A 24296-nucleotide genomic window follows, 5' to 3' on the forward strand; every position below is an offset into this window, starting at 1 on the left:
GCCGCCGCGTGGAGATCTATCTGCCGATCGCCGAACAGTCGATGAACGTGTTCGTCCTGTTCGCGCTGGGCGGCGCGGCCGGCCTGCTGGCCGGGATGTTCGGCGTCGGCGGCGGGTTCCTGGCGACGCCGATGCTGATCTTCGTCGGCATCCCGCCGACTGTCGCGGTGGCGAGCCAGGCCAACCAGGTCGTCGCCAACTCGATCTCCTCGCTGCAGGTCCAATGGCGGCGCGGCAATGTCGACCTGCGCATGGGACTGGTGCTGCTGCTCGGCGGCATGCTCGGCTCGTCGGCCGGCGTCTCGCTGTTCACCTGGCTTAAGCGGATCGGCCAGATCGATTTCGTGATCGCCGTGATGTACGTGCTGATGCTGTCCTCGATCGGCCTGCTGATGCTGTTCGAGAGCCTGCGGACCTATTTCAGGCGCCGCCGCGATCCGACCGGCCCGCGAGGCAAGCTGCACACCCACTATCTGGTGCACCGCCTGCCGTGGAAGATGCGGTTCTACAAGTCGAAGCTCTATATCAGCGCCTTCCTGCCGATCGGGCTGGGCTTCGCGATCGGTGTCCTGTCGGCGATCCTGGGCGTGGGTGGCGGCTTCGTGCTGGTGCCGGCGATGATCTATCTGCTCGGCATGCCGACCACCGTCGTGATCGGCACCTCGAACTTCCAGATCCTGTTCGTGGCGGCCAACGTCACCTTCCTGCAGGCGGCGACCAACGGCACAGTCGACGTGGTGCTGGCGCTGCTGCTGATCCTGGGCGGCGTGGTCGGCGCCCCGATCGGCTCGCGCATCGCCGCCAAGCTGCCGGGAGTCGTGCTGCGCGGCCTGATGGCCGTGCTGGTGCTGGGCGTGGCGGTCGAGCTGCTGTTCGAACTGCTGCGCACCCCGGCCTCGCCCTTTTCGCTCGGCGTCCGCGAGGTGCTGCAGTGAGGGGACTTGGCGCCTCGCTCGGTATCGTTGGCGCGGTTCTCCTCTGCCTCATCGCCACCGCCGCCTCGTCGCAGCGTGTCGAGCGGCCGGGGCCGGCGCTGCCGGCGCCGAGCCTGGGCGGGCCGGGCGATTCCAGCGTGCCACCGTCGGTGCCGAGCGCGCCGACCGTGCCGGAGCTGATCGTCGACCTGTCGCAGGCGCGGGTCTCGATCACTTCGGCCTTCCAGGGCGAGAGCCTGTTGCTGTTCGGCATGTTCGACCCGCCGGGCGAGATCGTGGTGGTGGTGCAGGGGCCACCGGCGCGCGAGACGGTGATGCGCAAGGAGCGTTTCCTTGGGCTCTGGCTCAATACCGGCCGCCAGTCCTTCGACGACGTGCCGGCCTATTACTTCATCGCCGCCAGCGCGCCGCTCCAACGCCTTCTTGCGCGTGGCGCGGGCGGGGAGATCCTGTCGCTCGAGGATCGTTTGGCAAGCATCCGGCCGGTGCGCTGGCGCTCGACCGAGGAACTCGCCAAGTTCCGCGGCGGGCTCGTCGAGGTGAAGCGGCGCGAGGACCTCTATCCGGCTGCCTTCGGCCAGGTGACGGTGCAGGCGGGCCGGTTGTTCCGCGCCGAGCTGCCTTTCCCGTCGCGCCTGCCGGAAGGCGTATACGATGTCAGGGCCTATCTCCTGCGCGAAGGCAGGATCGTGGCGGCGGTGTCGCGACCCTTGCCGGTCGGCAAGGTCGGCTTCAATGCCCAGCTGGCCGGCTGGTCGCGGCAGGATGGCATTCTTTACGGCCTCGGCGCCATCGTCATGGCGCTGATCATGGGTTGGCTGGGCGGCGCCGTCATGCGGCGGCTCTAGTCGGAGAAAGCATAGGGGGAGGGAAACCATGGCCGTGCAGCCTGAACGGATCACCGAGCGCGTCTTCCTGGTGGTGGTCGACGAAAGTCCCGAGATGAGCAACGCCCTGCGGTATGCCTGCCGGCGCGCCAAGCGCACCGGCGGGCGTGTCGCCCTGCTCTACGTCATGCTGCCGCCCGAGGGTCAGCAATGGGGGGCGGTCGTCGAGCTGATGCGCGAGGAAGCCCGCCATCAGGCCGAGGAAATCGTCGCCCGCTATGCCGACGTGGCGGCGACCCTCACCGGCCAGCCGCCGGCGATCTATATCCGTGAGGGCAAGAGCCGCGACGAGCTCGTCAAGCTCCTCGGCGAGGATCGCTCGATCTGCGTCCTCGTGCTCGGCGCCTCGTCGAGCAGCGAAGGTCCCGGCCCGCTCGTCGCTGCCTTCACCGGCAAGGCCGGTGCACAGCTCCGCATCCCGCTCACCATCGTGCCGGGCGCGCTGTCGGAGGCAGAGATCGACGCGATTTCATGATGCATGCGACAAATTCCTGCGACTTTTTTCCGAAAGGTTCCCCAGGATTAGAATTTGCATCACACACTATCGGACGCTGAAATATTAGAGAATCACTTGTAAGTATCTGATATTGCGAATTAATAATTCGTTTATCCATAATACGGAAGAATGCTCGTTCAAGAATCTGCTTGATCGCCCTTACACCGGTTCCTACGTCTGAAGTCATTGAGGGGGCGGCGACGTCCCGTCCCCAACCCTGAGCGACGCAGAGGGCCTACCGCCCAAGCGTTCGAGAAGGAGGTAGGTTTGTTTATCCAGACCGAGCAGACGCCTAATCCGTCGACCCTGAAGTTCCTGCCGGGCCGCGTGGTGATGGACAAGGGAACCCTGGATTTCGGCGACGCCACCACGTCGCATGATTCACCGCTGGCCAAGAGGCTGTTTGCGGTGGAAGGCGTGGAGCGTGTGTTCTTCGGCAGCGATTTCGTGACTGTGACCAAGGCCGCCGACAAGGATTGGCAGGTCCTGAAGCCCTCGATCCTGGGCGGCATCATGGAGCACTTCACGTCCGGCGAACCCGTGGTCGCCACCGATTTACAGGCTGGCAGCGATGCCGCGGTCGACGACGACGAGATTGTCGCACAGATCAAGGACCTTCTCGAAACCCGTGTCCGTCCGGCGGTTGCCCAGGACGGCGGGGATATCGTGTTCCAGGATTTCCGGGATGGTGTGGTCTACCTGCATATGCAGGGGTCATGCTCGGGCTGCCCCAGCTCGACGGCCACGCTCAAGATGGGCATCGAGAACCTTCTCAAGCACTACGTGCCTGAAGTGGTGGAAGTGCAAGCGGTCCAGTAAGCCGCTCACTCTCGAGCCTGCAGCGTAGAAAAGCTTTGTCGTCGGCCCCATCGGGCCGCGAGCGGTCGCTTGCGCCGAAAACGCGGGCGATTCGCTTGCGCCGAAAAATTGAGAGTGCCTGAATGCGATTGTCGGTCCGGCCCGTTCTAGAACGCGGGCGCCAATACTCCTTCCCGGTCGTCTGGACCGCCGTTCTCGCTACTGGAGTGGGGCTCCAGCGGCCGCTCCCGGATCTCGATCCGAGTCTGCTGCTGTCCTTCAACGTCGTCGCGCCTGCCGCCGCCGAGCCGTTCCTGACCGTCCCGTCGGCCGATCCCGAGCCGCAGCTGACTTTCGTGCGCCACGACATCGAGCCCGACGAGGCAGTGCCCTCCAGCCCGCGCGACGTGGCGGGCGGCCACGGCCGCTTCGCCGCGCCCGCCAATGCGGTGCGCCGCCAGATCCAGGTGCGGGCGATCAACCCTCGCACGGCCGACGAGCTGGCCGGCTTCTTCCGCGACGTGTCCTACACGCTGACCGACGTGCGGCTCGGCGAAGCCGTGCCGCCGATCAAGGTCGAGCGCGTGCCCGATGATCTCGCCGGCAAGGACGGTAGCGTGCGCAAGGCACTGTTCATCACGGCGCTGCTGCCCGTGATCCTCGAGGTCAATCAGCGCGTACTGGCCGAGCGCGAGCAGCTTCTGTTCCTGCGCGACAAGGTCGCCGGACCGGCCGGCATCTCGCCGATCGAGCGCATCTGGCTCGAGCAGCTCGCCGACCGGTACGACTCGCCGATCGATAAGCTCGACGAGCTGGTGCGCCGCGTCGACATCGTGCCACCCTCGATGGCGATCGCCCAGAGCGGCATCGAATCGGGCTGGGGCACCTCGTTTGCCGCGCGCACCGGCAACGCCCTGTTCGGCCAGATCCAGTCGGTCGGGCGCCACGCCGTCGCCGTGCCCTGGAAGCCGGGTGCGGGCATGCCGCAGCCCTTCTCCAACGTCGGCGAAGCGGCCGAGGCCTATGTCACCAATCTCAATACGCACCCCGCCTACAGTGCCTTCCGCAGCGAGCGCGCGGTGATGCGCGAGCGCGGCGAGACGCCCGACGGCTATCGCCTGATCGGCAAGTTGCTGCGCTATTCGGAGCTCGGCCAGCAATATGTCGGCTTCGTGCGCCAGGTGATGCGCGACGACCAGCTCACCGACTTCGACAAGGCGAGGCTGTCGAGCTTCTGAGCCCCTTCCGTGGAGTCGGATCTTGCTGGCGCTGCTGCGTGTGCTCACATCATCGGCCGCGGCAGGTCGGCATCGCCGATCAGCGGAAAGCGGCGCGCGTCGAACAGCTGATAGTGCCACCATTCATTGCGATAGAAGTCCCAGCCGGCCGCGGTCATCAGGCCCATCAGCAGTAACCGGTTGCGCTGCGCTTCCAGCGGGAGGTCGGTGCGGGCGTGATGCGACAGCGGAGTGAAGGCGTCGAACGCTGTGCCCATGTCGAGCTCGCACCCCTCACCGTCGAGCAGGGTGAGATCGACCGCCACGCCGCGGGAATGGGGCGAGCCACGCCGCGGATCGGCGAGGAACTCGGGGTCGGGCGTGTGGTTCCATAGTTTCCATTGCGCTTCGACTGGCCGCAATGCATCGAAGATCCGTAGGCGCAGGCCGAGCGGACGGGCGAGGGCGATCGCCGCCGCCAGTGCCTCGGCCGCCTCGCGCCGCAGCCAGCATTCAGCATTCCGATAGACCGGCAGGCCCGTTAGATTGGCCTCGGTCGCGTAGGCCAGGGTCACGTCGACATCGAAGTCGGGCGGGGCGATCTCAACCAAGTCGAATTTCATGACCGAACAATGCCCAGCCGCTTCGGGGAGCGCCAGCGGATGACGATCCTGGCCTTCGACTGCGCCATCAGTGGCCTCAGCGTCGCCGTCATGCGCGACGATGTCTGCCTTGCGCATCATCGGGAGGAGGGACGCGGCCAGGCGGCGACGTTGCTGCCGGCGATTGCCGCCGTGCTGCAGCAGGCCGGCGTCGATCGCCGCACGCTGTCGATGATCGCTGTCACCGTCGGGCCGGGAAGTTTCACCGGCGTGCGCGTCGGCCTCGCGGCCGCGCGCGGGCTCGCCGTGGCTCTTGGTGCGCCGCTGGCCGGCGTCACCACGACGGCCGTCCTGCTGGCGGCAGCCGATCCCGACGACCGTCTCGCCGTTGCCGCCATCGACACCCATCTCGGGGACTGGTTTTGCGCATTCTCAACAGGCGACCGGGCGCCATTCCTGGCCTCGACCGAAGCGCTTGCGCAGCGGCTGGCCGGAAAGGCGTGCAGGATCGTCGGCCCACAGGCCGAGGTGCTCGCCCCGCTCATCGCCGACGCGGTTGGGCAGACCGCCCTGCCCGATCCCCGGCTGCTTGCCCGGTTGGCATCGGTCGACGGCGCCGAAGGCTGGCGCGACCGCAACCGGACCGACGGCCTGCCGCGGCCGCTCTATCTGCGCGGCGTCAACGTCACGTCACCGGATGGCACGCGTCGCACGGTCGACTGAAATGAACGACGGTTTCGTCCTCCGCCCGATCGGGGCGCTCGATCTCGACCGCGCTTCCGCGCTCCACCGGCAGGCCTTCGAGCCCTTGGGCGAACGTCCATGGACGCGCCGGGACATGGCCGAGCTGCTGGCCTCGCCCGGTGTGGCCGGCCTGTTCCTCGAGGTTGAGGGCCGGGAGGACGGCTTCGTCCTGTGGCGGACGGCGGCGGACGAAGCGGAGTTGCTGACCATTGCCGTGCAGTCCGGCCGCCGGCGCCATGGCCTCGGGCGCGCGCTGCTCGCTTCCGTCGTCGAGCGGGCACGGCACGGCGGCGTGCGAAACCTCTTCCTCGAAGTCGGCGCTGACAATGCACCGGCGCGTTCGCTTTATGCACAGGCGGGCTTTGTGGAGGTTGGTCGCCGCCCGCGCTATTACCAGCGCCACGCCGGCTTTGCCGATGCGCTCGTCCTGCGTTTCACTCTCACTGCCGGCGGATAGTCACGATATGGTCATTGCCGGCCGCTACGATCCGCATAATGATGTGTCCCTCGTCACGCGCCGCTCGCGGTACGTTGCGCAACGGCTCGTCGCCGCGCAGGCGGACGTGGAGCACCTCGCCGGGCTGCATGCGTTCCAGCTTGAGCTTGGTGCGCACGAAGGTCATGGGACAGACTTCGCCGGTGATGTCTATTGTCTGGTCAGGGGTGCCGGGCATGGCTTCAACTATACCCCGCCCGCACTCCAGTGTAGGCTTCATCAAGATGCCTGATCAAAAATCCAAGCTTGAGACGCTGTGCGCCGAACGCGGCCTCAAGATGACCGACCAGCGGCGGGTCATCGCCCGGGTGCTGTCGGAATCGTCCGACCATCCCGATGTCGAGGCGCTGCACAAGCGCGCTACGGCGGTCGATGCCAACATATCGATTGCCACGGTCTACCGTACCGTGCGCCTGTTCGAGGAAGCGGGCATTCTCGCCAAGCATGATTTCGGCGACGGTCGCGCGCGTTATGAAGAGACCCCCAACGAACACCACGACCACCTGATCGATATCCAGACCGGCAAGGTCGTCGAGTTCCATAACGACGAGATCGAGGACCTGCAGCGGCGGATCGCCGAGAAGGCCGGATACCGGCTCGTCGGCCATCGTCTCGAACTGTACGGCGTGCCTTTGAACGGGAAATCCGACCGGCAAAAATGAGTGGACGAGCTTCTTGCCACCCCGATAATGGCCGGATGATCGGGGCGGCCCCTTGCGGATAGTTCATGCGCATTGACCGTGCTGACAGCGAAGCCGAGCTCCTTGGACCTCCCATATCCAATCGGGAGATCGTCAAGGTCGTTGCCGGCGATTTCGAAGTACGCCTGGCGCAGACCGACGCCGAGATCGAAGCGGCACAGGCATTGCGCTATCGCATCTTCTACCAGGAGATGGCGGCCCATCCGTCGCCCGAGGTGGCGGCGCAACAGCGCGACTTCGACCCGTTCGACGAGGTGTGCGATCACCTGCTGGTGCTCGACCGTCGCCGCGGCGAAGGGCCCGAAGGCATCGTCGGGACCTATCGCCTGATCCGCCGTTCCGCGGCGGCGAAGATGGGCCGATTCTATTCGGCGGCCGAATACGACATCCAGAAGATCGTCGACTATCCCGGCGAGGTGCTCGAGGTCGGCCGCTCGTGCATCGCCAGGGACGCGCGCAACACCGCGACGATGCAGATGCTCTGGCGCGGCATCGCGCTCTACGCCCATCACTACAACGTCCAGCTCATGTTCGGCTGTGCGAGCATGCCTGGCACCGATCCGGGCCAGCACGCCCAGGCGTTGTCCTACCTTTATCATCATCATCTCGCGCCGCCCGAGCTGCGCGTGCGCGCGCTGCGCGAGCGCTACGTGAAGATGGATATGCTGGAGCCCGGCAGCTACGAACCGCGCAAGGCGCTTGCCCGCGTCTCGCCCCTGATCAAGGGCTATCTGCGGCTTGGCGGCTATGTCGGCGACGGCGCAGTCATTGATTCCGAATTCAATTCGACCGACGTCTTCATTGTCGTCAAGACCGAGCTCGTGACCGAGAAGTACATGCGGCACTACGAGCGCGGCGTGCACGAGAAGGACTGAGACGCTCCGCCTCGATGTGGATCGGATCTCCTTTGCGCGGCGCATTCCGGCTTCTCAGCTACATGACGCTGACGCTCGTGCTGCTTCCTCCCTATCTGCTGGCGATGGCGATGGGCATCCGGCCGATCATGCGCTGGATGCCGGTGATGTATCACCGCATCGTCTGCTTCATCCTCGGCATCAAGGTGCAGGTGCGCGGCACGCGCTCGGACGTGACGCCGACCCTGTTCGTCTGCAACCATGTCTCCTATCTCGACATCGAGGTGATGGGCGGGCTCGTGCCGGGCAGCTTCGTCGCCAAGGCCGAGGTTGCGACCTGGCCGTTCTTCTCGACCCTCGCCAAGGCGCAGCGCACCATCTTCATCGAGCGCAGCTCCGGCAAGACCAGTGCCAGCCGGGACGAGATGATGCGGCGGCTGAACACCGGCGACAATCTGATGCTGTTCCCCGAGGGCACCAGCAGCGACGGCACCCGGGTGCTTCCCTTCCGCAGCGCCCTGTTCGGCGTGGCTCAACTGCGGCGTAATGAGAAGCCGATCGTGGTCCAGCCGGTGGCGATCGCCTACACCCGCCTCGACGGCATTCCGCTCGGCCGCTATTGGCGGCCCCTGTTCGCCTGGTTCGGTGATCTCGACCTGGTTCCTCATCTCTGGCAGATGGTGTGCTTGGGCGAGACCGAGGCGGTGGTGACCTTCTTTCCGCCTATCGACATCGACCAGCTCGGCGACCGCAAGAAACTTGCCGAATTCTGTTTCAGGCAAGTGTCGCTCGGCGTGCAGGCGGCCAATTCCGGCCGTTACGAGCTTTTGCCCCGGCTCGCGTGATTTGCTAGAACCCCGCCCGTTCCGGCAACAGATCGAGAAGGCCCTCGTGCGCACCGACGGGAAGCGCAAGCACGTGTTCATCCGGACCTATGGGTGCCAGATGAACGTCTACGACTCCGACCGCATGGCCGACGTCCTGCGGCCGCTCGGCTATGCGCTGGCTGCGACGCCGGAGCAGGCCGACCTCGTCGTGCTGAACACCTGCCATATCCGCGAGCACGCCTCGGAGAAGGTCTATTCCGAACTTGGCCGCATGCGCGACCTCAAGGTCGAGCGCCGAGCCGAGGGAGGTGACCTTACCATCGCCGTGGCGGGCTGCGTCGCCCAGGCCGAGGGCAAGGAGATTTCCCGGCGCCAGCCGGCGGTCGACATCGTGGTCGGCCCGCAGGCCTATCACCGTCTGCCCCAGCTGCTGGCTGAGGCCGAGCGCAAGGCCGCGATCCTGAAGGCCGGCAAGCGTCTGCCGGGCGCCGGCGTGCTCGACACGGAGTTCCCCGTCGAGAGCAAGTTCGACCACCTGCCGGCGCCGCTGGGCGTGCGCGCGGGTTCGGCGTTCCTGTCGATCCAGGAAGGCTGCGACAAGTTCTGCACCTTCTGCGTCGTGCCCTACACGCGCGGCGCTGAATATTCGCGGCCGGCCGCCAGGGTTCTGGCGGAGGCACGCCAGCTCGTCGACGCCGGCGCCATCGAAATCACGCTGCTCGGCCAGAACGTCAATGCCTATCACGGCGAGGCAGAGGACGGCTCGACCTGGTCGCTCGCGCGCCTGATCCGCGCGCTGGCCGAGATCGAGGGAGTCGCCCGCATCCGCTACACGACCTCCCATCCGCGTGACATGGATGACGATCTCATCGCCGTGCATGGCGAAGTGCGGCAGCTCATGCCGTACCTGCACCTGCCGGTGCAGTCCGGTTCGGACCGTATCCTCGCGGCGATGAATCGCCAGCACGGGCGCGACCTGTTCCTTGGGCTCGTCGATCGCCTGCGCACGGCGCGGCCGGATCTCGCCTTGTCGTCCGACTTCATCGTCGGCTTTCCAGGCGAGAGCGACGCGGATTTCGACGACACGATGCGGCTGGTCGAGCAGGTCGGCTTCGCCTCGGCTTTCTCCTTCAAGTACAGCCGCCGTCCGGGCACGCCGGGCGCGGCCATGGGCGAGCAGGTTCCCGAGGCCGTGAAGTCAGCCAGGCTCTCGGCCTTGCAGGCGCTGCTTGGCCGGCAGGCTCGGGCGTTCAACGAGTCCAAGGCCGGCCTGATCGTGCCGGTGCTGTTCGCCGAGCCCGGCCGCAAGCCCGGCCAACTGATCGGCAAGACGCCGTGGCTGCAATCGGTCTTCGCCGAGGGCGATGCACGGCTGATCGGCCGCATCGCCGAGACACGGCTCGTCGAAGGCCACGCCAATAGCCTGGCGGGTGAGATCGTCACCGGCACCTACGAGGCCGCGGCGTGAGCGTCACCCGCCGCGTCGCGTTCGAGGACAATACGGTGCTGGTCGAGCTTTACGGCGTCCACGACCGCAACCTCGCGCGCATCGAGCAGCTCGCGGAGGTGCAGCTGCGCGCCCGCGCCAACCAGGTCGAGATCACCGGCGAGCCCGACGACGTCGCCGCTGCCCACAAGGCCCTTACCGGCCTCTACGAGCGGCTGAAGCGCGGCCTCACGGTCGAGACGGCGGACGTCGATGCCGCAATCCGCTTCGCGCGCTCCGGCGTCGCCGGCGAGGAAGAGGGCATCCGCACCCGCAAGCGCACCGTCAATGCGCGCTCGCCCGGCCAGCGCGAGTATCTCGAGGCGCTGCGCGAGCGCGACATGGTGTTCGCGCTGGGGCCGGCGGGCAGCGGCAAGACCTATCTCGCGGTCGCCTGGGGCGTATCGCTGCTGCTGGCCGGCAAGGTCGAGCGCATCGTGCTGTCGCGGCCCGCGGTCGAGGCGGGCGAACGGCTGGGCTTCCTGCCCGGCGACATGCGCGAGAAGATCGACCCCTACCTGCGGCCGCTCTACGACGCGCTGCACGACATGCTGCCGGCCGAGCTGATCGCCAAGCGCATGGAAGCCGGCGACATCGAGATCGCACCGCTCGCCTTCATGCGCGGCCGCACCCTGTCGCACTGTTACGTCATCCTCGATGAGGCGCAGAACACCACGCCGATGCAGATGCGCATGTTCCTGACGCGGCTGGGCGAAGGTTCGCGCATGATCGTGACCGGCGATCCCAGCCAGACCGACCTGCCGGGCGGCCAGAAATCTGGTCTCAACGACGCTGTCGATACGTTGGGCAGGATCGATGGCATCCGCTTCGTGCGGCTGACCTCGAAGGACGTCGTACGCCACGATCTCGTGACCCGCATCGTCGAGGCCTATGACGCGCGCGACAGGAAGATCAAGGGTTGAGGTCGTCCTGCTCGACGCGGCGTGGGTGAAGGCCCTGCCCGGTGTCGAGCGGCTGGTGCGCAAGGCCGCGCGCGCCGCGCTCGGCGTACGGGTGAGATCGCTGACGGTTGCGCTCTCCGACGACCGGCGCGTCCAAGCCCTGAACAAGCGCGACCGCAAGAAGGACAAGCCGACCAATGTGCTGTCCTATCCTTCCGGCGAGAAGACGTTCCTCGGCGACATCGTGCTGGCCCGCCAGACCGTGTTGCGCGAGGCGCGGGCGCAGAAGAAGTCACCAGCCGACCATCTCGCCCATCTCGTGGTGCATGGTACGCTGCATTTGCTGGGCCACGACCACGAGACCAGCGACACCGATGCCGACCGCATGGAAGCGCTCGAGCGACGCATCCTCAGGAAGCTCGGGATCAGCGACCCGTATCTTGAAGTATGAAGATCCCGCCGGGTTCAGAGCATCTCCAGCGATTGCTTGCGTCTGGGCGGCGGGAAGGCGCGGTCGAGCGCGGCGAGCACTTCGGGCGAGAGCGTGACGGCGAGCGCCCCGAGGTTTTCCTTCACCCGTTCGCGGGTCGACGACTTGGGGATGGTCGCCACGCCGGGCTGGGCCAGCACCCAGGCGATCGCCAGCTGTGCGGGCGTGCAGCCGACCTCGGCGGCGATCTTTAGCAGTGGCGCCGAGCCGAGCAGCCCGCCCTGGTCGAGCGGCGAGTAGGCCATCAGCGGGATCGAGCGCTGGCGCATCCAGGGCAGCAGGTCGTACTCGGGTCCGCGCCGCGACAGGCAGTAGAGCACCTGGTTGGACGCGGTCAGCCCCTTGTCGAGGCCGGCTGCAGCTTCCATGTCGTCGGTGTCGAAGTTGCTGACGCCGAAATCGGCGATCTTTCCGGCGTCGCGCAGGCGATGGAATGCCTCGAAGGTCTGTTCGAGCCGTGCGCCGCCCCGCCAATGCAGCAGGTAGAGGTCGATGCGCTCCAGCTTCAGGCGCTTCAGGCTGCGCTCGCAGGCCGCGATCGTGCCGCTCAGCGTGGCATTGTGCGGATAGACCTTGCTGACGACGAACGGCCGCGGCTGCCCAATCAGCGCTTCGCCGACGATCTCCTCGGCCTCGCCGTCGCCATACATCTCGGCGGTGTCGACCATCGGATAGCCAAGCTCGAGTGCGTATTTCACGGCCTCGAGTTCCTGGGCGCGGCGGCGGCGGCTTTCGCCCATGCGCCAGGTCCCGATCCCGAATGCCGGCATCTGGGCGCCGGAGGGCATTTTGCAGAAATGCATCAATTACTTCCGCCGATTGCAACGCAGGGCCTTTACCTTATCTTATCAACCATGCCGGACTCCACAGCGCGCAACGCTTTGCCAGGCCCTGGCGGCCGTGCTTCGGACGGGGAGCCCCATCCCCTGATCTTGGCGCCGGCGGCCGATGTCGTTTCCAACGGCGGCCTGTTACGGGCCATCCTGCGCCGCCTCCGCCGCCGCGAAAAGAACGAGGCGGTGCGCGAGGCAATCGAGGAGCTGATCGAGGAGACGCCCGAAAGCGACACGCCGATCAGCGAGGACCAGCGCGTCCTGCTCGCCAACATCCTGAAGCTGCGCGACAAGACCGTGCGCGACGTCATGGTGCCGCGGGTCGACATCGTGGCCATCTCCGCCGATACGCCGCTCGACGAGGTGGTGCGGCTGATCCAGGCCGAGGCGCATTCGCGCTATCCAGTTTATCGTGAGTCACTCGACGACGTGATCGGCATGGTCCACATCAAGGACGTGCTGGCCTATTGGGGGGCGCCCAAGAAGTTCAATCTGCGCGACATCCTGCGGAGGGTGGTGTTCGTGGCGCCGACCCTGCCGGTGCTCGACATGCTGCTCGACATGCGCCGCTCGCGCACCCACATGGCGCTGGTGGTCGACGAGTTCGGCGGGACCGACGGCGTCCTCACCATCGAGGACCTGGTCGAGGAAATCGTGGGCGAGATCGAGGACGAGCATGACGTCGCCCAGGCGCCGACGGTGCAGCGCCGGACCGACGGCACGATCGACATGAACGGACGGACGCCGGTGGAGATGCTGGAGCAGGAGATCGGCAACGTGCTGTCGGAGGACGAGCGGCGTGAGATCGATACGGTCGGCGGGCTGATTTTCTCTCTGCTGGGCCGCATTCCCGAGCGCGGCGAGGTGGTGAGTCATCCGTCCGGTGTCGAGTTCGAGATTCTGGATGTCGATCCGCGACGCATCCGCCGCCTGCGTGTTCGGCCGCCCGCGGCGGCCCAATCCGCCGCCTGATCGACGCATCGCCGTGCTCAAGCTCCAGGGATGGCGTGCGCTGGGCGCCGGCTTGATCGCGGGCGCGCTTGCCGCGCTCGCGATGCCGCCGCTGTTCTGGCTGCCGTTGGCGGTGGTGGGCTTCGTCCTTCTGGTCTGGCTGTGGGCGGATGCGCCGACCGCGCGGATTGCCGCACTGCGTGCGTGGTTCTGGGGGATCGGTCATTTTACGGTCGGCTCCTACTGGATGGTGGAGGCCTTCTTCGTGCCGCCCGCCGACTTTGCGTTGCTGGGCCCGCCCGCGGTCCTCGGTTTGGCGATGGTCTTGGGCGCCTTTCCGGCTGCCGCGGCCTGGACGACGAGGATCCTCGTGCAGCGTTGGCCTCATCTCGGCGGGCACTATCGTCGGTTGATTCTGCTCGCTGTCGCCTGGACTGTAACCGAATGGCTGCGCGGCCACATCTTCACCGGGTTCCCGTGGAACCCCCTTGCGCATGTGTGGGCATTTGCCACGCCTTTGCTCCAGGGCGCTTCGCTGGTGGGCGTGTACGGGCTGGGAACGTTGACCTTCATGATTCTCGCATCGCCTGCAGCCGGATGGCGGGCGTCGCTTGCCTCGCTGGCTGTCGTCGGACTTGCCGGTGTCGCCGGCCAGCAAGCGATGGAATCGAGCGCACCCGCAACCGCGGGGCCGGTCGTGCGCATCGTGCAACCCAATGTGCCCCAGGCGGAGAAGTGGCAACCCGACAGCCGCGCACGCGAATTGCAGAAGTTGATCGACCTCAGCCGGCGCGACGGCTTCGAGCGGGTCACCGCCGTCATCTGGCCGGAGACCGCCATTCCCTTCATCGTCCAGCCCGGATCGCTGGGCCTGCCAATGCTGGCGACGGCCGCCCCGCCGGGCGGTTACTTGCTGGCGGGCGCGGCGCGCTCCGGCCCCGATGTGAAAGAAGGCGTCTGGAATTCGCTGTTGGCGATCGATTCCGCCGGCGCCGTGGTGGCGACCTACGACAAGGTGCATCTCGTGCCGTTCGGCGAATACATTCCGTTCCACAAGGAGTGGCCGCCGCTCGGCGGGCTGATCGGCCGCGGCTCATTCGAGAGGGGCGAGTCTTTCACAACTCTGACAGTGCCCGGACTGCCGGGCTTTTCGCCGCTCATTTGCTATGAGGCGCTTTTCCCCGGCGAGGTGACTGGACCCGGCGCACGTCCCGCATGGCTCCTCAATATCACCAATGATGCATGGTTCGGGGTGTCGAGCGGCCCCTACCAGCATCTCGTCAGCGCGCGCCTGCGATCGATCGAGGAAGGCCTCCCGACGATTCGGGCGGCCAATACCGGCGTATCAGCCGTGATCGATGCCTATGGTCGTATCCTCGCCTCGCTCGAGATGGAACACGAGGGCGTGATCGATCATGTCCTGCCACAACCGCGGACAGAAACGCCGTACGCCAGGTGGCACGATTGGACGTTGCTCATGCTTCTGACGATACTCGTGTCGTGTGTGTTTCTGGTGGGGCAGGAACGGAAAACATCCGTGCGTAATCTCACCGCGAATTCAAAGAGTTGAGGTTCAGCTTGCAATCCGTGATGGATATGCCATACGCACCATTGACACACAGATATGCATTTTTGCACGAGCAGATGATTTCGGTCGGTGCAATTTGAACGTGTCCGGCTGTCAGTCAATTCAACGGCCGGGCCGTTGAAACAACCCTGGGAAGGATGAAGGGATAAATGGCAAGATCGCATCCGGTTGATGTCCATGTTGGCGCGCGGATGCGCCAGCGCCGCACGCTTCTTGGAATGAGCCAGGAAAAGCTCGGTACCGCGGTTGGTCTGACCTTTCAGCAGATCCAGAAGTACGAGCGTGGCTCCAACCGTATCGGATCTAGCCGCCTGTTCGAGTTCGCAAAGGTGCTCGATGTGCCGGTGTCCTACTTCTTCGACGAGATGCCGTCCAATGCGCTGGCTGGCCGGCCGATGTCGGGGCGCGGCCGCAAGGGCGGTTTCGGCGAGGCGGCCACGCCGTTCGAGCAGGAGAAGGATCCGCTGATCAAGCGCGAGACGCTCGAGTTGGTGCGTGCCTACTACAAGATTCGCGAGAGCAAGGTGCGCAAGCGTATCTTCGAGATGGTCAAGGCCGTGGGTGCGGCGAGCCATGCCGAAGTCCTGGGAGGACGCAAGGCGCGCTGAAAACGGCGCAGCTTTGTCCTCTTGATTTTTGCGGCTGTTTGGAGTTTTTTGCGGCGCGGCCCGACAGCCGGCGCCGACGCGGACGGATTTGGACGACTTGCCACCGCGTAAACAAAGGCTAAGCCGGACTTAGGCGGCCCATCCGCCCTGCCCGGAGGTCCAGTGACATCTGTGGAGGGCTTTGTGGCGCTCAAGGACTATATTTTTACCAGTGAATCGGTGTCCGAAGGTCATCCGGACAAAGTCAGTGACCAGATTTCGGATGCGATCCTCGACGCCTTCATCGCCAATGACATCAAGCTCGGTATCGCCGACGACAGCCACGCCAACACCCGCCTGGGCTGCGAGACGCTCGTCACCACGAACAAGATCGTGATCGCCGGTGAAGGTCGGGCGTCCGACCCGTACATGAAGAAGTATGGCAGTCACACGGTCGTCAACCGCGAGGCCCTGACCGAGATCGCTCGCGGGGTCGTCGAGGACATCGGTTACGACCAGGACGGCTTTTCCTACCACGGCGCCGACGTCGAGGTGCTGCTGCACGGCCAGTCACCCGACATCGCCCAGGGCGTCAATGCCAAGAACAAGGGTGGCAACCTGGGCGAGCAGGAAGGCGCGGGCGACCAGGGCCTGATGTTCGGCTTCGCCTGCCGCGACTCGGAGGAGTACGAGAAGAACTCCTTCATGCCGGCGCCGATCTATTTCTCGCACAAGATTCTGGAAGTGCTGAGCAAGGCCCGCCGCTCGGGCGAGTTGAAGGATCTGCAGCCCGACGCCAAGAGCCAGGTTTCCGTGCGCTATGTCGACGGCAAGGCCGTCGGCGCGACCAAGGTGGTGGTCTCCACCCAGCATCGCGAGACCACCGCGAAGGGCAAGAAATACAACTCCAACATGGTCCGGGAAATGATCGCCGGGCATGTTGCGAAGTCGCTGCCGAAGGGATGGATGCCCAAGAAGGCATCCGACTTCTTCGTCAACCCGACGGGCAACTTCGTGGTCGGCGGTCCCGACGGCGACTGCGGCCTGACCGGACGCAAGATCATCGTCGACACCTACGGCGGCTATGCGCCGCACGGCGGCGGCGCCTTCTCCGGCAAGGATCCGACCAAGGTCGATCGCTCGGCCGCTTACGCCGCCCGCTATCTCGCCAAGAACGTCGTGGCCGCAGGCCTCGCCGACCGCTGCCTGATCCAGGTTGCCTATGCGATCGGCGTCGCCGATCCGATGTCGCTCTATGTGAACACCGAGGGGACCGGCAAGGTCGACGAGCGCAAGCTCGAGAAGGTGCTGAGCGACGTCTTTCCGTTGCGTCCGACGAACATCCGTCGCGGCCTTCAACTCAACAAGCCGATCTACCAGCGGACCGCCGCCTACGGTCACTTCGGCCGCAAGCCCGAGAAGGACGGCGCCTTTTCCTGGGAGCGGCTGGATCTCGTGTCTGAGCTCAAGGGGGCATTCGGCGCGCGCTAGGGGCGTTGTCACCGGCTTTGGTCTGCCGGAAGCGCGGCTCTCCAGAGCCGCTCTTCTTCGTATTGCTACGTCCCATGATTGGCTCTTGAGAGCCGCGCTCCCAGCACGCAGATCCCATCAAGCCTGCTCAGGCGAAATCGATGAAATCGGGATCTTCAAGTCGTGCCAGCCGCTCGGAGGCAAGCCTCGTGCAATCGATCAGCAGCGACTTGCGGCGCGCAGGCGCCATCGGCCGCTTCGGCGGGTGACGCAGGATCTCGCCGCTGTACGCGTCGGCCACGATCAATCCGATCTCGTCGGGGATGAGCGGCTGCGGGAAATCGACGGGCACGGCGAAATAAAGCTGGTCGCACCAGCCGAGATACTCCGGCCATTTTATGTCGACCCGCCAGTCCTCGATCGACGACTTTACTTCGACGATCGTCAGTTCCCCGCCGCGTCCTACCGCAAAGATGTCGGCGCGCCGTCCGTTGGGCAGCGGCATTTCGAGCAGCACCGACTGGCCCGCCTGGCGCATCAGCCGGCAGGCGCCGCGGCAGACAGCAACCGTGATATCGGGTCGGGCCAGGCGCGGAAGAGGAGGGGACTCCACGCGGCGTCTCCGCGCGGTTAAGGCTTGGTTGGCGGGCCCAGCCGTGGCGGCGCTTCATCGAGCGGCCGCTCGGGACGTTCGACGAAACTGGCTGCCAGCGCCTCGGCGCGCTTTCGATCGGTGGCGCTGATCTTTTCCGCCGCCTTCTCGCGCACGCCCCTGCTGTCGGGCATGCCGGCACGATCGGACAGGAGCAGCCACTTGTAGCCCTCGACGGCGTCGGGAGGGCCGGCGAGGCCGCCTATGAGGAAGATGCCGAGCGCATGCTGGGCTTCGGGTTGTCCTTGAGCCGCCGCGCGCTCGTACCATCGCAGCGCCTGCTGCGGATCGCGGGCGACGCCTGCGCCCGCGAAATAGGCGTTGGCCAGCTTGAACTGCGCCGCGGGCACGCCGGCCTGAGCCGCCCGTTCGTACCAGGTGATCGCGGCGTGCACGGCCTTCGCGTTGGCCGCCTTGTCGCGCGAGGCGGGCGTGCGGGCGTTCATGTCGCCCATCGCGAGGGCTGCTTCCGGAACCCCCCACTTGTCGGCATAGATCAGCCACTGCTGGGCCAGGACGGGATTCTTGCGCACGCCGAGCCCTTCGTTCAGCGCCAGGCCATAGCGCAGCGCGGCGATCGGATGGCCGAGTTGCGCGGCGCGGCGATAGAGGTCGGCGGATCGCACGGGGTCGGCCACGGCTTGCCCCACACTGTCGTCCATCGCGCGTCCCAGCGCGTAAAGGGCATAAGGGTCTTCCTGCGCGGCGGCCTTTTCGAGCCAGGCGCGCGCGCGCACGAGGTCGCGCGGCGTGCCTTGGCCGCGGAAGTAGAGCGTGCCGACGTTGATCTGCGCCCGATGATGTCCGGCGGCAGCAGCCTTCTCGAACAGGGCCAGCGCCCTGGCGTCATCGCGCGGCGTGCCGCCGGTGCCTTGGGCGAAGACCAGCGCCAGGCGATGAGCACCCTCGGCGGAACCCGCATCGGCCGCACGCTGAAGAGCCTGCAGCGCCTCCGGCGTCCTGCCGCGGTCGAGCAGCACGGCGCCGAGCCACGCCTCGGCATCGGCATTGCCGGCGGCCAGGGTGCGAAGGCGGGCCTCCGCCGTGGTGAGGTCGCCGGCACGATAGGCGACAACGGCCGCCCGGAGCGGCGGCGCGACGTCCGAGGCGTCGTTCGGTTGCGCGCGGACGGTCGCTGCGGCGGCGAGCAGCGCCGCAAGCAGCGCCACCCGGGCCGGGATCATTTGGTTTTGAAGGTGAAAGCCATGGCTGCAGCCTTGGCCTTCTCGAGTTCGTCCGGCTTGAGCTCGCGACCCACCTGCTCGAGCAGCCCTGCAGAGTTCGGTGAGTTCCAGCGCTCGGCGACGGCCAGCCACTTGTAGGACTCGAACATGCTCTTGGGCACTCCCTTGCCCTCGGCATAGGCGCCGGCGAGCGGGATCATGGCGGGTATATAGCCGCGCTCGGACGCATCGAGCAGCAGTGGCGCGGCTTTGTTGAGATCGAACATCTTCGAATCCGGATTGCCGTAGACGTACAGGCCAAGCAGGAATTGCGCGCGAGGGTCGCGTTCCTTGACGAGGACCTGCAGATCCTTTTCGGCGGCCGCCATGTCGCCGGCCTGCATCGCCTTGACGGCCTCCTCGAGACCTGCCCAGGCAGGCTGCGCGGACGCCACTGCGACGATGCCAAGGCCGAGAACGGCGAGAGAACGGAAGACTGGGCTCACAAGGAGACTCCGGATGGTTCGAGAAGACGTGGTTCGTCTAGCATGGAACGCAGGTCGAAGGCACGGCGGCTCTTTGGCACGATAAGGTCGGCAGCGCGACGCTCGATATATTTTGCACTCGAAACAGACTTTCTGAAATGTGCCTGAATAGCTAATCCCTTGAAATTTCTTAATAAAGTGAACAAAATTCATATCAGACGGGAAATCAGAGTGCCCCTTTTTGCTTGTCGTGTATCGCGGAGAATCCAAATTCGTGAGCAATTTGAAGCGTCTGAAAAATCGAGATATGCAATTTTGCAAGTGACAGAAGCTGAGCCGGCTTGATAAGCTTCTGTCCGTTAGACACCTTCTTGGCCAATCGCATTTGTTTGAGAAAGGCTTTGTTTTGAAATTTGACGCTGATTGATTGGCGCTTCCAAAGATAATCCAGATAGCCCGCCGGCGGCTCCCCAGGCCGCTTCGTCGAAGCCCCCCTTCCCACACACCCCAAGGCTTCGATATCCCACACCCAGGCGGGCTCCCAAGGAAGGCCGGTCGTTCCCCAAGCGACCGGCCTTTCCTGTTTTTGAGCTGTCGTTGCCGGGGCTCTCTTCGGATGCTCCGAAGCGCATGAGCGAGGGGTGGGATCCGTAGATCGAGATACTCAAAAATGCCTATCTAGCTTCCGGATAATGCAGAAAAATTGGGTTTTTCCACCCCACAAGCTATGCATTTTTGCAACTTACGTGTCCGATTCGCGGTCTTTAGGGTGGTTGCCATTCAAGATGCTCATATTGCTTTGGTTTCCCTATGAAAATCATTGGCTTCCCAGTTGATGTCTCGCGGTCGCAAGACGGCCGGGTCGTACGTGGCCTTCGCACCCGCCAGTCGTTGATCCAGGCCACCCTGGACCTCGTCCAGGCAGGAGATGTCGAGCCGACGTCTGCGGCCATTGCGACCATCGCCGGCGTTTCCAGCCGCGCCCTCTTTCAGCATTTCACCAGCCTCGCGGATCTCTACGCTGCGGCCTTCGATCTTGCGGTGAGTCGCGCCTTCGACCGCACGCGTCCGGTCGACAGCGGCGCGCCATTGTCGACCCGCATCGACCTGCTGGTCTCGGACCGTTCGGCGCTGTTCGAGGAATGGCTCCCTATATGGCACTTTGCCGAGCGTGTTCGTTCCGTCGCGCCGGCGGTCGGCCTCGGCATCACCCAGTTGCGCAAGCTGCTGCGCGAGCGCCTGGCTGCGTGGTTCGCGACCGAGCTCGGCAATCTCGAGCCCGCGTCGCAGAATCTCGTGCTCGACTCACTCGATCTCGCGTTCGGGCTCGACAGCTGGATGAACATGCGCGAGCAGCTTCGGCTAACGCCGGTTCATGCGTCGCGCACCTGGCGCTTTACCGCAGAGGCGATCGTGCTTCAGGCGCTCACCGTTCCAATCCAGCCCGTGGCGGCAGCCTGACAGGCCACGGACGGCGAAGCATTTTCCACACCGATCGGGGCAGACCTCCCGGCCGGGTCATTGGAGCACGCCACTGGACCGGCGCTCCTATAAAAATTATATGAGCGGTCTACAGGCACAAAAAAGGCGACGGATTTCCGTCGCCTTGTTTCGTCCGCGGGAGCGGAAGCTTAGTTGGCCTTGGCGCGAAATTTGTCATGGCAGGCGCCGCACGCCTTGCCGGTGTCGCCGAATGCCGCCGTCACGGCCGCAAGATCGCCCGAGCCTGCCGCGATGGCGAGCTTGTCGTAGGCGGCATCCGCATTCTTGCTTGCGGCGAGGAAGCCCGGCATGTCGCTCCACACGGTCGGCAGCGCCTTGCTGTCCTTGTCGGATCCGGCCGGGAACAGCTTCACGAAGGCCGCCTCGAGCTCCTTGAGCTTGGCGGCACTGGCAACAACGGCCTTCATGTCGCCCTTGGAGTCGATCACCCCCTTGATTGCCCGCATCTGGCCGGCAGTCGCCTTGCGATTCTCCTGGCGTTCCTTGACCACGTCGGCCTGCGCCAGAGCGATTGTCGCCCCACCGGCCATCATGCCGGCTGCCAGCACTCCGATCACGGCCCCAACCAATGTCTGCTTCTTCATTTCGATCCCCTGTTCGATGCAAGTAGGCGAGGGATATCCTCTCCGGCAGTCCCGCCAGTTGTCGCAGAGGTCGGCGACAAAGCGAACCGGCCCACTCTCAAACTTGCTTCACGACTGCGTGTATGCCGGACTTACCCTTGCTGGCCCACGGTACTGGCTGCCAATGAGTGTTACCCGATAGGAGAGATCATGGCGACCAGAGAGGACAGGATTCGCGTTTGGGATCTTCCGGTACGGCTGTTCCATTGGACGCTCGTGATCCTGATGGCCGTGTCGTACTTCAGCGGACGGGCCGGCGGCGACTGGATGAAGTTTCACTTCTGGTCCGGCTACGCCATCCTCACGCTGCTGCTGTTCCGCATTCTCTGGGGCTTCCTCGGCAGCACCACGGCGCGGTTCTCCGATTTCGTCAAAGGGCCGTCGGCCGCCTTCCGCCACATCGCCGAGATGGTGGGCGCCGATCGTCCGCGCGAGGCGGGGCACAATCCGTTGGGCGGGGCCATGGTGGTGGTGCTGATCTTCGCGGTGCTGGCCCAGGTCGTGGCCGGCCTTTTCGCGGCCGACACCGACACCGGCATGGTCAATGGCCCGCTCACCCATCTCGTCGCCGACAAGTGGGTCGACACGGCGACCGCCTTCCACAAGTACTGGATCAACGTGCTGCTGGTTCTGGTCGGCCTGCACGTGCTGGCCGCGATCATCTATCTCGCCTGGAAGCGGCAGAACCTGATCGGCGCCATGATCCACGGCCACAAGCCACTCGATGACGTCGTTCCAACCGGGACGCCTGCGCCTCGTCTGCAGTTTGCCTCGGGCCGGCTCGCGATCTCGCTGCTGATCGTCTGCGCGGCGGTCGTCTACTTCATCGTCCGTTAGCTCGACCGCTTGGCGGGCGTCGCCCGAGCCCCGGCCTTGTGGGCCGGAAGGGGCGCCTCTAGGGTAGTGACACACCCTAGTGAACCTGGATTTTGCATCATGAAATTTACCGGTACCGACTCCTATGTTGCGAGCGACGACCTGCGCGTGGCGGTCAACGCCTCGATCGCGCTGCAGCGTCCGTTGCTGATCAAGGGCGAGCCGGGCACCGGCAAGACCGTGCTGGCGCACGAGGTGGCCAAGGCGCTCGGCGCGCCGATCATCGAATGGCACATCAAGTCGACCACCAAGGCGCAGCAGGGTCTCTACGAGTACGACGCGGTCTCGCGCCTGCGCGACAGCCAGCTCGGCGACGGGCGAGTCAAGGACATCGGCAACTACATCAAGCAAGGCAAGATGTGGGAGGCCTTCACTGCCCCGCAGCGCCCTGTCCTGCTGATCGACGAGATCGACAAGGCCGACATCGAGTTCCCGAACGACCTGCTGCTCGAGCTCGATCGCATGCAGTTCTACGTCTATGAGACGCAGCAGACGATCAAGGCCGAGCAGCGCCCGATCGTGATGATCACCTCGAACAACGAGAAGGAGCTGCCCGACGCCTTCCTGCGCCGCTGCTTCTTCCACTACATCCGCTTTCCCGATCGCGAGATCATGACACAGATCGTCGACGTCCACTTCCCCGACTTGCAGCGCAACCTGCTGCGCGAGGCGCTGAACGTGTTCTACGACATCCGCGAGGTGCCGGGCCTCAAGAAGAAGCCCTCGACCTCCGAGCTGCTCGACTGGCTGAAGCTCCTGATGGTCGAGGACATGTCGCCCGACGCGCTGCGGTCGAAGGATTCCAAGCAGCTCATTCCGCCGTTGCACGGCGCGCTGCTCAAGAACGAGCAGGACGTCCATCTTTTCGAGCGGCTGGCCTTCATGGCCCGCCGGGAGCAACGCCAGTAACGAGGGGAGCGCCCCATGTTCACGAACTTCTTCCTCGAATTGCGCTCGGCCAAGGTGCCGGTCTCCATCAAGGAGTATCTGGCCCTGATGGAAGGCATGGAAAAGAACGTCGCCGACTACAGCATCGACGACTTCTATTATCTGTCGCGCGCCATCCTGGTGAAGGACGAGCGCAACCTCGACAAGTTCGACAAGGTGTTCGGCCACGTCTTCAAGGGCCTCGAGGCGCTGCCCGCCGAGGGCGTCACGGCCGAGATCCCGGAAGAGTGGCTGCGCAAGCTCGCCGAGAAGCTCCTGACCGACGAGGAGAAGGCGCAGATCGAGGCGATGGGCGGCTGGGAGAAGCTGATGGAGACGCTGAAGAAGCGTCTCGAGGAGCAGCAGAAGCGCCACCAGGGCGGCAGCAAGTGGATCGGCACGGCCGGCACCTCACCGTTCGGCGCCTATGGATTCAACCCGGAAGGCGTGCGCATCGGCCAGGACAAGAACCGCGAGGGCCGCGCGGTCAAGGTGTGGGACAAGCGCGAGTACAAGAACCTCGACGACACGGTCGAGATCGGCACGCGCAATATCAAGATCGCGCTGCGCCGCCTGCGCAAGTTTGCGCGCGAGGGTGCCGAGGTCGAGCTCGACATGCCCGACACGATCCGCTCGACGGCGCGCAACGCGGGCTATCTCGACATCAAGATGGTCCCGGAGCGGCGCAACAAGATAAAGCTGCTGCTGCTGTTCGACATCGGCGGTTCCATGGACGCCCATATCCGCGTCTGCGAGGAGCTGTTCTCGGCGGCGCGCACCGAGTTCAAGCACCTCGAGTTCTATTACTTCCACAACTGCCTCTACGAGAAGCTGTGGAAGGACAACCGCCGTCGCCATGTCGACACCTTCTCGACTCAGCAGCTGCTGCACACTTATCCGTCCGACTACAAAATCATCTTCGTCGGCGACGCCTCGATGAGCCCGTACGAGATCGCCTATCCGGGCGGCTCGGTGGAGCACTGGAACGAGGAAGCGGGCCAGGTCTGGATCCAGCGCATGGCCGACACCTACCGGTCGATGGTGTGGCTCAACCCGGTGCCCGAGCGGCACTGGAGCTACACGCCGTCGATCCAGCTGCTGCAGCAGCTCTCGAGCAACCGCATGTTCCCGCTGACGTTGGGCGGGCTCGACAGCGCGATGAAGGAACTGAACAAGTAAGAAGCACGGTGTCATCCCGAGCGA

General features: G+C 65.1%; 29 protein-coding genes. 21 read left to right on the forward strand and 8 right to left on the reverse strand.

What is annotated here, in order from left to right; genetic code table 11:
• The first annotated feature begins 8 nt into the window (after positions 1 to 8).
• The 5 genes from ACQY8M_RS08780 (at position 9) to ACQY8M_RS08800 (ending at position 4354) form a co-directional block, all read left to right on the forward strand.
• Positions 9 to 935 carry a sulfite exporter TauE/SafE family protein gene (locus ACQY8M_RS08780; protein WP_428670916.1) on the forward strand — a complete coding sequence of 309 codons (927 nt, stop codon included), beginning with the start codon at positions 9 to 11 and terminating at the stop codon, positions 933 to 935.
• The gene (locus ACQY8M_RS08785; protein ID WP_428670918.1) at positions 932 to 1783 is read left to right on the forward strand and encodes a TIGR02186 family protein; all 852 of its coding nucleotides are present in this window, start codon (positions 932 to 934) and stop codon (positions 1781 to 1783) included. Before ACQY8M_RS08780 ends, ACQY8M_RS08785 begins: the two co-directional genes overlap by 4 nt.
• A 28-nt stretch (positions 1784 to 1811) precedes the next feature.
• The gene (locus tag ACQY8M_RS08790; protein WP_428670920.1) at positions 1812 to 2297 is read left to right on the forward strand and encodes a universal stress protein; all 486 of its coding nucleotides are present in this window, start codon (positions 1812 to 1814) and stop codon (positions 2295 to 2297) included.
• A gap of 288 nt (positions 2298 to 2585) precedes the next feature.
• A complete protein-coding gene (locus ACQY8M_RS08795; RefSeq protein WP_428670922.1) occupies positions 2586 to 3137 on the forward strand; it encodes a NifU family protein in 552 nt (183 codons plus the stop codon).
• A 122-nt stretch (positions 3138 to 3259) separates the two neighbouring features.
• The gene (locus tag ACQY8M_RS08800) at positions 3260 to 4354 is read left to right on the forward strand and encodes a glucosaminidase domain-containing protein (protein ID WP_428670924.1); all 1095 of its coding nucleotides are present in this window, start codon (positions 3260 to 3262) and stop codon (positions 4352 to 4354) included.
• A gap of 44 nt (positions 4355 to 4398) precedes the next feature.
• On the opposite strand, the gene ddpX is transcribed toward ACQY8M_RS08800, so the two are convergent.
• Positions 4399 to 4956 carry a D-alanyl-D-alanine dipeptidase gene (gene ddpX / locus ACQY8M_RS08805; RefSeq protein ID WP_428670926.1) on the reverse strand — a complete coding sequence of 186 codons (558 nt, stop codon included), beginning with the start codon at positions 4954 to 4956 and terminating at the stop codon, positions 4399 to 4401.
• 39 nt (positions 4957 to 4995) lie between these two features.
• On the opposite strand from ddpX, the gene tsaB reads away from it, so the two are divergent.
• Both tsaB and rimI read left to right on the forward strand, forming a co-directional pair.
• Entirely contained in the window at positions 4996 to 5658 is a 663-nt protein-coding gene (gene tsaB, locus ACQY8M_RS08810; RefSeq protein WP_428670928.1) for a tRNA (adenosine(37)-N6)-threonylcarbamoyltransferase complex dimerization subunit type 1 TsaB, read from the forward strand.
• 1 nt (position 5659) lies between these two features.
• On the forward strand, positions 5660 to 6136 hold the full coding sequence (gene rimI / locus ACQY8M_RS08815; protein WP_428670930.1) for a ribosomal protein S18-alanine N-acetyltransferase: 477 nt from the start codon (positions 5660 to 5662) through the stop codon (positions 6134 to 6136).
• On the opposite strand, the gene ACQY8M_RS08820 is transcribed toward rimI, so the two are convergent.
• Positions 6120 to 6302: a sulfurtransferase TusA family protein gene (locus tag ACQY8M_RS08820; protein ID WP_428670932.1), complete on the reverse strand. Its 183-nt coding sequence runs from the start codon at positions 6300 to 6302 to the stop codon at positions 6120 to 6122. The two genes, rimI and ACQY8M_RS08820, sit on opposite strands and share 17 nt — an antisense overlap.
• A gap of 97 nt (positions 6303 to 6399) precedes the next feature.
• Here ACQY8M_RS08820 and ACQY8M_RS08825 point away from each other — a divergent pair, with 97 nt between their 5' ends.
• The 6 genes from ACQY8M_RS08825 (at position 6400) to ybeY (ending at position 11396) form a co-directional block, all read left to right on the forward strand.
• Positions 6400 to 6837: a Fur family transcriptional regulator gene (locus ACQY8M_RS08825; RefSeq protein ID WP_428675342.1), complete on the forward strand. Its 438-nt coding sequence runs from the start codon at positions 6400 to 6402 to the stop codon at positions 6835 to 6837.
• A gap of 65 nt (positions 6838 to 6902) precedes the next feature.
• Positions 6903 to 7751 carry a GNAT family N-acetyltransferase gene (locus tag ACQY8M_RS08830; RefSeq protein ID WP_428670934.1) on the forward strand — a complete coding sequence of 283 codons (849 nt, stop codon included), beginning with the start codon at positions 6903 to 6905 and terminating at the stop codon, positions 7749 to 7751.
• 62 nt (positions 7752 to 7813) lie between these two features.
• Entirely contained in the window at positions 7814 to 8575 is a 762-nt protein-coding gene (locus tag ACQY8M_RS08835; protein WP_428670936.1) for a lysophospholipid acyltransferase family protein, read from the forward strand.
• A 100-nt stretch (positions 8576 to 8675) separates the two neighbouring features.
• Positions 8676 to 10025, forward strand: a complete 1350-nt coding sequence (gene miaB / locus ACQY8M_RS08840) for a tRNA (N6-isopentenyl adenosine(37)-C2)-methylthiotransferase MiaB (RefSeq protein ID WP_428675343.1) — start codon at positions 8676 to 8678, stop codon at positions 10023 to 10025.
• Complete coding sequence (locus tag ACQY8M_RS08845) at positions 10022 to 10966, forward strand: PhoH family protein (protein WP_428670938.1); 945 nt, start codon at positions 10022 to 10024, stop codon at positions 10964 to 10966. Before miaB ends, ACQY8M_RS08845 begins: the two co-directional genes overlap by 4 nt.
• Positions 10935 to 11396, forward strand: a complete 462-nt coding sequence (gene ybeY / locus ACQY8M_RS08850) for an rRNA maturation RNase YbeY (protein ID WP_428670940.1) — start codon at positions 10935 to 10937, stop codon at positions 11394 to 11396. Before ACQY8M_RS08845 ends, ybeY begins: the two co-directional genes overlap by 32 nt.
• 14 nt (positions 11397 to 11410) lie before the next feature.
• On the opposite strand, the gene ACQY8M_RS08855 is transcribed toward ybeY, so the two are convergent.
• Complete coding sequence (locus tag ACQY8M_RS08855) at positions 11411 to 12238, reverse strand: aldo/keto reductase (protein WP_428670942.1); 828 nt, start codon at positions 12236 to 12238, stop codon at positions 11411 to 11413.
• A 129-nt stretch (positions 12239 to 12367) separates the two neighbouring features.
• Between ACQY8M_RS08855 and ACQY8M_RS08860 the strand changes: the two genes are divergently transcribed.
• From ACQY8M_RS08860 to metK, 4 genes are all read left to right on the forward strand, one after another.
• On the forward strand, positions 12368 to 13240 hold the full coding sequence (locus ACQY8M_RS08860) for a hemolysin family protein (RefSeq protein ID WP_428670944.1): 873 nt from the start codon (positions 12368 to 12370) through the stop codon (positions 13238 to 13240).
• Entirely contained in the window at positions 13173 to 14789 is a 1617-nt protein-coding gene (gene lnt / locus ACQY8M_RS08865; protein ID WP_428670946.1) for an apolipoprotein N-acyltransferase, read from the forward strand. Before ACQY8M_RS08860 ends, lnt begins: the two co-directional genes overlap by 68 nt.
• 167 nt (positions 14790 to 14956) lie before the next feature.
• A complete protein-coding gene (locus tag ACQY8M_RS08870) occupies positions 14957 to 15415 on the forward strand; it encodes a helix-turn-helix domain-containing protein (RefSeq protein WP_428670948.1) in 459 nt (152 codons plus the stop codon).
• 183 nt (positions 15416 to 15598) lie between these two features.
• Positions 15599 to 16885, forward strand: a complete 1287-nt coding sequence (gene metK, locus ACQY8M_RS08875) for a methionine adenosyltransferase (RefSeq protein WP_428675344.1) — start codon at positions 15599 to 15601, stop codon at positions 16883 to 16885.
• A gap of 127 nt (positions 16886 to 17012) precedes the next feature.
• Here the strand turns inward: metK and ACQY8M_RS08880 are convergent, their stop codons facing one another.
• From ACQY8M_RS08880 to ACQY8M_RS08895, 4 genes are all read right to left on the reverse strand, one after another.
• Positions 17013 to 17477 carry an MmcB family DNA repair protein gene (locus ACQY8M_RS08880; RefSeq protein WP_428670950.1) on the reverse strand — a complete coding sequence of 155 codons (465 nt, stop codon included), beginning with the start codon at positions 17475 to 17477 and terminating at the stop codon, positions 17013 to 17015.
• Between the two features lie 17 nt (positions 17478 to 17494).
• Complete coding sequence (locus ACQY8M_RS08885; protein ID WP_428670952.1) at positions 17495 to 18700, reverse strand: tetratricopeptide repeat protein; 1206 nt, start codon at positions 18698 to 18700, stop codon at positions 17495 to 17497.
• Positions 18697 to 19083, reverse strand: a complete 387-nt coding sequence (locus tag ACQY8M_RS08890; protein ID WP_428670954.1) for a hypothetical protein — start codon at positions 19081 to 19083, stop codon at positions 18697 to 18699. The genes ACQY8M_RS08885 and ACQY8M_RS08890 overlap by 4 nt, the downstream gene beginning before the upstream one ends.
• Before the next feature lie 307 nt (positions 19084 to 19390).
• The gene (locus tag ACQY8M_RS08895; protein WP_428670956.1) at positions 19391 to 19693 is read right to left on the reverse strand and encodes a hypothetical protein; all 303 of its coding nucleotides are present in this window, start codon (positions 19691 to 19693) and stop codon (positions 19391 to 19393) included.
• A gap of 362 nt (positions 19694 to 20055) precedes the next feature.
• Between ACQY8M_RS08895 and ACQY8M_RS08900 the strand changes: the two genes are divergently transcribed.
• Entirely contained in the window at positions 20056 to 20625 is a 570-nt protein-coding gene (locus tag ACQY8M_RS08900; RefSeq protein WP_428670958.1) for a TetR/AcrR family transcriptional regulator, read from the forward strand.
• A gap of 170 nt (positions 20626 to 20795) precedes the next feature.
• On the opposite strand, the gene ACQY8M_RS08905 is transcribed toward ACQY8M_RS08900, so the two are convergent.
• Positions 20796 to 21251 carry a c-type cytochrome gene (locus ACQY8M_RS08905; RefSeq protein WP_428670960.1) on the reverse strand — a complete coding sequence of 152 codons (456 nt, stop codon included), beginning with the start codon at positions 21249 to 21251 and terminating at the stop codon, positions 20796 to 20798.
• A gap of 189 nt (positions 21252 to 21440) precedes the next feature.
• Between ACQY8M_RS08905 and ACQY8M_RS08910 the strand changes: the two genes are divergently transcribed.
• From ACQY8M_RS08910 to ACQY8M_RS08920, 3 genes are all read left to right on the forward strand, one after another.
• Positions 21441 to 22127, forward strand: a complete 687-nt coding sequence (locus ACQY8M_RS08910) for a cytochrome b/b6 domain-containing protein (RefSeq protein ID WP_428670962.1) — start codon at positions 21441 to 21443, stop codon at positions 22125 to 22127.
• Between the two features lie 99 nt (positions 22128 to 22226).
• On the forward strand, positions 22227 to 23075 hold the full coding sequence (locus tag ACQY8M_RS08915; protein WP_428670964.1) for an AAA family ATPase: 849 nt from the start codon (positions 22227 to 22229) through the stop codon (positions 23073 to 23075).
• A gap of 15 nt (positions 23076 to 23090) precedes the next feature.
• Positions 23091 to 24272 carry a vWA domain-containing protein gene (locus ACQY8M_RS08920; RefSeq protein WP_428670966.1) on the forward strand — a complete coding sequence of 394 codons (1182 nt, stop codon included), beginning with the start codon at positions 23091 to 23093 and terminating at the stop codon, positions 24270 to 24272.
• Positions 24273 to 24296 lie beyond the last annotated feature (24 nt).

The sequence above is a fragment of the Reyranella sp. genome (assembly GCF_965279465.1).
In the GTDB taxonomy this organism is placed as follows: Bacteria; Pseudomonadota; Alphaproteobacteria; order Reyranellales; family Reyranellaceae; genus Reyranella.

What these genes read in the sequence shown, in the direction of transcription:
- ACQY8M_RS08890 (WP_428670954.1), bottom strand. Translation starts at nt 19,083, where the DNA reads ATGCAGGCCGGCGACATGGCGGCCGCCGAAAAGGATCTGCAGGTCCTC.
- ACQY8M_RS08870 (WP_428670948.1), top strand. Translation starts at nt 14,957, where the DNA reads ATGGCAAGATCGCATCCGGTTGATGTCCATGTTGGCGCGCGGATGCGC.
- ACQY8M_RS08800 (WP_428670924.1), top strand. Translation starts at nt 3,260, where the DNA reads ATGCGATTGTCGGTCCGGCCCGTTCTAGAACGCGGGCGCCAATACTCC.
- miaB (WP_428675343.1), top strand. Translation starts at nt 8,676, where the DNA reads ATGAACGTCTACGACTCCGACCGCATGGCCGACGTCCTGCGGCCGCTC.
- ddpX (WP_428670926.1), bottom strand. Translation starts at nt 4,956, where the DNA reads ATGAAATTCGACTTGGTTGAGATCGCCCCGCCCGACTTCGATGTCGAC.
- ybeY (WP_428670940.1), top strand. Translation starts at nt 10,935, where the DNA reads ATGACGCGCGCGACAGGAAGATCAAGGGTTGAGGTCGTCCTGCTCGAC.
- ACQY8M_RS08835 (WP_428670936.1), top strand. Translation starts at nt 7,814, where the DNA reads ATGACGCTGACGCTCGTGCTGCTTCCTCCCTATCTGCTGGCGATGGCG.
- ACQY8M_RS08830 (WP_428670934.1), top strand. Translation starts at nt 6,903, where the DNA reads ATGCGCATTGACCGTGCTGACAGCGAAGCCGAGCTCCTTGGACCTCCC.
- ACQY8M_RS08885 (WP_428670952.1), bottom strand. Translation starts at nt 18,700, where the DNA reads ATGATCCCGGCCCGGGTGGCGCTGCTTGCGGCGCTGCTCGCCGCCGCA.
- lnt (WP_428670946.1), top strand. Translation starts at nt 13,173, where the DNA reads ATGTCGATCCGCGACGCATCCGCCGCCTGCGTGTTCGGCCGCCCGCGG.
- tsaB (WP_428670928.1), top strand. Translation starts at nt 4,996, where the DNA reads ATGACGATCCTGGCCTTCGACTGCGCCATCAGTGGCCTCAGCGTCGCC.
- ACQY8M_RS08820 (WP_428670932.1), bottom strand. Translation starts at nt 6,302, where the DNA reads ATGACCTTCGTGCGCACCAAGCTCAAGCTGGAACGCATGCAGCCCGGC.
- ACQY8M_RS08910 (WP_428670962.1), top strand. Translation starts at nt 21,441, where the DNA reads ATGGCGACCAGAGAGGACAGGATTCGCGTTTGGGATCTTCCGGTACGG.
- ACQY8M_RS08825 (WP_428675342.1), top strand. Translation starts at nt 6,400, where the DNA reads ATGCCTGATCAAAAATCCAAGCTTGAGACGCTGTGCGCCGAACGCGGC.
- ACQY8M_RS08855 (WP_428670942.1), bottom strand. Translation starts at nt 12,238, where the DNA reads ATGCATTTCTGCAAAATGCCCTCCGGCGCCCAGATGCCGGCATTCGGG.
- ACQY8M_RS08915 (WP_428670964.1), top strand. Translation starts at nt 22,227, where the DNA reads ATGAAATTTACCGGTACCGACTCCTATGTTGCGAGCGACGACCTGCGC.
- ACQY8M_RS08905 (WP_428670960.1), bottom strand. Translation starts at nt 21,251, where the DNA reads ATGAAGAAGCAGACATTGGTTGGGGCCGTGATCGGAGTGCTGGCAGCC.
- ACQY8M_RS08920 (WP_428670966.1), top strand. Translation starts at nt 23,091, where the DNA reads ATGTTCACGAACTTCTTCCTCGAATTGCGCTCGGCCAAGGTGCCGGTC.
- ACQY8M_RS08790 (WP_428670920.1), top strand. Translation starts at nt 1,812, where the DNA reads ATGGCCGTGCAGCCTGAACGGATCACCGAGCGCGTCTTCCTGGTGGTG.
- rimI (WP_428670930.1), top strand. Translation starts at nt 5,660, where the DNA reads ATGAACGACGGTTTCGTCCTCCGCCCGATCGGGGCGCTCGATCTCGAC.